Annotated in this window: 5 protein-coding genes; 2 read left to right on the forward strand and 3 right to left on the reverse strand. The window is 73.1% G+C overall.

The window, feature by feature from the left end:
* Positions 1 to 168: 168 nt before the first annotated feature.
* Genes B7L92_RS37800 through B7L92_RS37810 form a run of 3 tightly spaced genes read right to left on the reverse strand, consistent with a single transcriptional unit; the run spans position 169 to position 3499 of the window.
* A complete protein-coding gene (locus tag B7L92_RS37800) occupies positions 169 to 1254 on the reverse strand; it encodes a prenyltransferase/squalene oxidase repeat-containing protein (protein WP_081241610.1) in 1086 nt (361 codons plus the stop codon).
* A complete protein-coding gene (locus tag B7L92_RS37805) occupies positions 1251 to 1997 on the reverse strand; it encodes a class I SAM-dependent methyltransferase (RefSeq protein ID WP_081241611.1) in 747 nt (248 codons plus the stop codon). Before B7L92_RS37805 ends, B7L92_RS37800 begins: the two co-directional genes overlap by 4 nt.
* Positions 1991 to 3499 carry a glycosyltransferase family 4 protein gene (locus B7L92_RS37810; RefSeq protein WP_081241612.1) on the reverse strand — a complete coding sequence of 503 codons (1509 nt, stop codon included), beginning with the start codon at positions 3497 to 3499 and terminating at the stop codon, positions 1991 to 1993. The genes B7L92_RS37805 and B7L92_RS37810 overlap by 7 nt, the downstream gene beginning before the upstream one ends.
* Before the next feature lie 206 nt (positions 3500 to 3705).
* Between B7L92_RS37810 and B7L92_RS37815 the strand changes: the two genes are divergently transcribed.
* Together B7L92_RS37815 and B7L92_RS37820 are read left to right on the forward strand one after the other, a co-directional pair.
* Positions 3706 to 4437, forward strand: a complete 732-nt coding sequence (locus B7L92_RS37815; protein ID WP_081241613.1) for a TetR family transcriptional regulator — start codon at positions 3706 to 3708, stop codon at positions 4435 to 4437.
* 218 nt (positions 4438 to 4655) lie between these two features.
* Positions 4656 to 5320: endo-1,4-beta-xylanase (locus tag B7L92_RS37820; RefSeq protein ID WP_174704085.1), on the forward strand; the 665-nt coding region annotated here is incomplete at its 3' end.

Here is a 5320-nt window from a genome sequence, read left to right on the forward strand (position 1 = left end):
CCATCGCGGGCCGCCTCCGCCGCCCCTGACCCCACACCCACCGACCCCGCACCCCCGGAACACCCCCGGACCCGGCCGACCGGACGGCCGACCGCGTGACCCGGGGGTCCGGGGTCGGGACTCGGAGGCCCGAAGGCCCGGAGGCCCGAAGGCCCGGGGCCCCCCTCCTCAGGTCAGGGCGCAGCAGTCCGGGTCGAGGCCCCGGGGCAGGTGGTCGCCGCCGAACACCGCGCAGGTGGCCTCGTGGCCGCCGAGTGCGGCGACGGCCAGCAGCAGGGCGCCGGCCGTCCAGGTGGTCAGCTCCCGCGGCCAGATCGCCCCGTCGTCGAAGACGTAGCCCGTCCAGTACAGGCCGGTCTCCGGATCGCGCAGGTGCTGGATCGACTGGAGCACCTCCAGCGCGCGGTCGGACTCGCCCATCGCCCAGAGGGCCAGGGCGAGTTCGGCCGACTCACCGCCGGTCACCCACGGGTTGGGCACCACGCAGCGCACCCCGAGTCCGGGCACGACGAAGCGGTCCCAGCCCTCCTCGATGCGGGCCTTGGCCTCGGCGCCGGTGAGCGCGCCGCCGAGCACCGGGTAGTACCAGTCCATCGAGTAGCGGTCCTTGTCCAGGAACCGCTCCGGGTGGTGCCGGATCGCGTGCCGGAGCGCGCCCGCCGCCAACTCCCAGTCGGGCTGCGGCTCTTCGCGCTGCTCGGCGATGGCCAGCGCGCAGCACAGCGCGTGGTGGATGGACGAGGAGCCGGTGAGCAGCGCGTCCGCGACGGCCGTGCCGTCGTCGTCGCGCCGCCAGCCGATCTGCCCGCCGGGCTGCTGCAGCCGCAGCACGAACTCCACCGCCGCGCACACGGAGGGCCACATGCGGTCCAGGAACGTGTCGTCGCCGGTGGAGAGGTAGTGGTGCCAGACGCCGACCGCGATGTAGGCGACGAAGTTGGTCTCGCGGCTGCGGTCGGTGACGTCGTGCGGGTCGCCGTCGGCGTAGGCGGCGTACCAGGAGCCGTCCTCCAACTGGTGCCGGGCCAGCCACAGGTAGGCCCGCTCGGCGGCCTCGTGCTCGCCGGCCGTGTCCAGCGCCATCGCGGCCTCGACGTGGTCCCAGGGGTCCAGGTGGTGCCCGCGGAACCACGGGATCGCGCCGTCCTCCCGCTGCACGGCGAGGATGCCGGCGACGGTCGCGGCGGCCTGCCCGTCGGTGAGGACCCCGGGCAGGACGAGGTGCTCCGTCCGAGGAGTCCGGGGGGTGGTCACGTGGCGTCCGCCTCGGCCTCGGCGCGCGGCAGGTGCGGCTTGGTCGCGTACGCCACGAAGCTCTTGCCGATCACCGGGTTCAGCGCCCGTTCGGCGACCCGGGTGGCCAGCGGCTTCTTCATGATGTCCCAGACCAGCAGCTTGTGGTACGCCCGCACCGGCAGCGCCTTGTCGTTGTCCACGCCGAACGCGCACTTCAGCCACCAGTACGGCGAGTGCAGCGCGTGCGCGTGGTGGGTGCCGTAGGGGCGCAGGCCGGCCTCGCGGATCTTCGCCAGCAGCTCGTCCGCCCGGTAGATGCGGATGTGACCGCCCTCGACCTCGTGGTAGGCGTCGGACAGCGTCCAGCACACCTTCTCCGGGCCGTAGCGCGGGACGGTGATCGCGATCCGGCCGCCGGGCTTGAGCACCCGCACCATCTCCGCGAGGACGCCCTTGTCGTCCGGGATGTGCTCCATCACCTCGGAGATGATCACGACGTCGAAGGACTCGTCGGGGAAGGGCAGGGCGAGGGCGTCGCCCTCCATGGCGGTCGCGGTGGCCCCGGCGGGGGCCTCCCCGGCCTCCTTCATCGCCGCGAACCACTGGGCGACCTCGCGGATCTCCTCGCCGTTCCGGTCCAGCGCCACGACCCGCGCGCCGCGCCGGTAGCACTCGAACGCGTGCCGGCCGGCCCCGCAGCCGAGGTCCAGGACACGGTCGCCCGGGGCGAGCGGGAACCGGGAGAAGTCGACGGTCAGCACGTGGCCCTGCTTTCGCGGTCTGAGGTTTCTGCTGTGGTCACGGACACGGCGCCCGGGTCCGCGGGGATGCCGGGCGCGGCGCCCCTGTCCGCGGGGGCCGCCGGGCGACCGGGCGGCGTGGTCGCGGAGCGGTCGGCGGGCTGCGGCGCGGAGCCGCGCCGGACCGTGCCCGCGGTCCGGGCGTCCGCGGTGTCACGGCCGCCCGCACGGGCCATCGCCTCGCGGTAGCGGGCCACCGTGCCCTCGGCCGCCCGCGCCCAGGTGAAGTGCCGCAGCACCCGCTCGCGTCCGGCCGCCCCGAGCCGCGCCCGCAGGTCCGCGTCGCCCAGCAGCCTGGTGAGCCCGGCGGCCAGCGCCCCCGCGTCACCGGGCGGCACGGCGAGGCACGTCTCCCCGTCGCGGCCGGCGACCTCGGGGATCGCGCCACCGGTCGTGGCGAGCAGCGGGGTGCCCGTGGCCATCGCCTCGGCGGCCGGGAGCGAGAAGCCCTCGTAGAGCGACGGCACGCACGCGACCTGCGCCGAGCGCACGAGGTCGACGAGTTCGGCGTCCGAGATGCCCTTGACGAACTCGACGGCGCCCTCGAGCCCGTACCGCTCCATCGCCCGGGCGACGGGCCCCTCCGCGGGCCGCTTGCCGACCACGACGAGGTGGGCCTCCGGATGCTCGGTGCGGACCTTCGCGAGCGCCTCGACGAGGAAGACCAGGCCCTTGAGCGGCACGTCCGCGCTGGAGGTGGTCACGATCCGGCCCGGCACCACCGGCACCGACGGGTCCGGCGCGAACAGGTCGGTGTCGGCGCCGATGTGGACGACGTGGATCCGGTCCTGCCGTACGCCGAGGTGGTCGATGATCTCCTGGCGGGAGGTGCCGGAGACGGTGAGCACGGACGGCAGGCGGCGCGCCACCCGCTTCTGCATCCGGGTGAAGGCGTACCAGCGGCGCACCGCGTACCGGCGCTGCCAGCTCCCGGCGGCGTCCAGCTCCAGTTGCCGGTCGACGGTGATGGGGTGGTGGACGGTGGTCACCAGGGGGGCGCCGACGTCGCCGAGCAGGCCGTAGCCGAGCGTCTGGTTGTCGTGGACGACGTCGAAGTCGCCGCGCCGGGAGCGCAGGTGGCGGCGGGCGCGCAGGGAGAACGTCAGCGGCTCGGGGAAGCCGCCGGTCCACATCGTGCCGACCTCGAGCGCGTCGATCCAGTCGCGGTACTCGTCGCGCTTCGGGGTGCGGAAGGGGTCCGGCTGGCGGTAGAGGTCGAGGCTGGGCAGCTCGGTGAGGCGCAGCCCGTCGTACCCCTCGTCGAGGACGGGGTAGGGCTGGGCGCCGATGACCTCGACGCGGTGCCCGAGGCGGGCCAGCTCGCGCGAGAGATGGCGTACGTAGACGCCCTGCCCGCCGCAGAACGGGTTTCCCTTGTAGGTGAGGAGTGCGATGCGGAGCGGTCGCAAGCCGTCGGATGCGGGTCCTTCCGAGGGCCCGGCCTGACTGGCCTCAGCGGTCACTCTGGGCCCCCTTCTCCCTGCACTGTCCCGCGAGACTACGTCGGGACGCTCATCTAGAACAAGTTTCAGAGTTGATCGTTCAGAGGCTTTGAATCTACCGGCAGGTAGGGGCGCTGTGAGCAGTGGATCAGGTGATTCACGCCACGACGGACGGCGTGCCATGCTGTCTGATCATCCATCCTCACCGACTGTCACGGACGGGACCCATGCCCGCGGAAGCCAACAGGGACAAGGCGGCCAAGGCGGCCAAGGCGGCCGAGACGGCCACAGCAGACAAGGCGGCCACGGCAGGCGGGGCGGACCGGGCGGCGAGGACGGAGGCGCGCGCGCCGCGCGCCACCCCGGCCTCACCGCTCACCGAGCGGCAGGAGGCGCGCCGGCGGCGCATCCTGCGCGCGAGCGCCCGGCTGGCCGGCCGGGGCGGCTTCGACGCGGTGCAGATGCGCGAGGTCGCGGAGTCCTCCCAGGTGGCGCTCGGCACGCTGTACCGCTACTTCCCGTCCAAGGTCCATCTGCTGGTCGCCACGATGCAGGACCAGCTGGAGCACCTGCACGCCACCCTGCGGAAGAAGCCGCCGGCCGGCGAGACCGCGGCCGAACGGGCCGCCGAGACCCTGATGCGGGCCTTCCGCGCGCTCCAGCGCGAGCCGCACCTGGCCGACGCCATGGTGCGCGCCCTGACCTTCGCGGACCGCAGCGTGAGCCCGGAGGTCGACCAGGTCTCCCGGCAGACCACGGCGATCATCCTGGACGCCGTGGGCCTCACCGACCCCACGCCCGACCAGCTCGCCGCGGTCCGCGTCATCGAGCACACCTGGCACTCGACGCTGATCACCTGGCTCTCGGGCCGTGCCTCCATCGCCCAGGTGAAGAGCGATATCGAGACGGCGTGCCGCCTGATGGACCTGGCGGCTCCGAAGGGAACCGGGACCCCCTGACGAAACTTTCGCCGATCGCCCGTCGGTGAACCCCTTCCCCCTTGGCGGTGTCGCTTCGGCCATACCGGAATCGGTCGCGTGCGAACGGTTGACCACCCCTCCCTCCCTCCGTATCGTCTCCGCAGCCATTCGGAACCGAGTCCGAAATTTTCGAAACACCAGCACGGCAGACGATCCCCGCCATCCGCACCACGGGACCCCACCGGAAAAGGGATGACATGCCCATGATCGAAAACAGAGCCGAAGCCGCACCCGGAGCCGGATCCAGGGCCGCCGGAGGCAGAGGCCGCCTGCGCGCCGCCCTGAGCGTCGCCACCACCGCCCTGCTCACCGCCACCGCGCTCGCGGCACTCCCCCAGACCGCCCACGCCGCCGACACCCTGGGCGCGGCGGCCGCCGAGAAGGGCCGCTACTTCGGCGCCGCGGTCGCCGCGAACCGCTTGAGCGAGGCGCAGTACGTCGCCACGCTGAACACCGAGTTCAACTCGGTGACGCCGGAGAACGAGATGAAGTGGGACGCCCTCGAACCGAGCCGCGGCTCCTTCAGCTTCGGCTCGGCCGACCGGATCGTGAACCACGCCCAGAGCCGGGGCATGGACGTCCGCGGGCACACCCTGGTGTGGCACTCCCAGCTGCCGGGCTGGGTCTCCGGGCTCGGCGCCACCGACCTCCGGTCGGCCATGAACCACCACATCACCCAGGTCATGACCCACTACAAGGGCAAGATCCACTCCTGGGACGTGGTCAACGAGGCGTTCCAGGACGGCGGCAGCGGCGCCCGGCGCAGCTCGCCCTTCCAGGACAAGCTCGGCAACGGCTTCATCGAGGAGGCGTTCCGCACCGCCCGCGCGGCCGACCCGAACGCCAAGCTCTGCTACAACGA

This window comes from Streptomyces viridosporus (genome assembly GCF_002078235.1).
In the GTDB taxonomy this organism is placed as follows: domain Bacteria; phylum Actinomycetota; class Actinomycetes; order Streptomycetales; family Streptomycetaceae; genus Streptomyces; species Streptomyces viridosporus.

Coding starts and splice junctions, on each gene's coding strand:
- B7L92_RS37815 (WP_081241613.1), top strand. CDS start 3,706: ATGCCCGCGGAAGCCAACAGGGACAAGGCGGCCAAGGCGGCCAAGGCG.